Annotated in this window: 1 pseudogene; it reads right to left on the reverse strand. The window is 54.8% G+C overall.

Features of this window, described 5'->3' with window-relative positions:
* A pseudogene (locus E5Q11_RS17430) lies at positions 1–215 on the reverse strand (MBL fold metallo-hydrolase); the annotation flags it as partial.
* Positions 216–325 lie beyond the last annotated feature (110 nt).

Consider the following 325-nt stretch of genomic DNA (forward strand, 5'->3'; position numbering starts at 1 on the left):
TGACAAAAATCGAGTATTCCGGAGATTTTATACAGATCGGCACACCCGTCGGGATCTGGCGGACAGAGCACGGGGAGCTGCGCACCTTTGCCCCATCGCAAAGGAAAAAGCCCCTGAACATGGTCTGCATGGAAATGGGTCAGAATGATGGCATCCAGGCTACCCGCGGGAAACCGTTCGTGAATATCCATCAGGCCCGCATCCAGCAATAACCGCACCCGAAAACTTCACCCGAGCCTGGGAAATGTATCTGGCCGGTTCAATTGCGGCTTTTCGCGCCGGTTCCCTGCAGTTATTCCAGGTGGTGTTTACCCACGGGTCGAAT

Origin of the sequence: Marinobacter confluentis (assembly GCF_004785685.1) — a bacterium.
In the GTDB taxonomy this organism is placed as follows: Bacteria; Pseudomonadota; Gammaproteobacteria; order Pseudomonadales; family Oleiphilaceae; genus Marinobacter; species Marinobacter confluentis.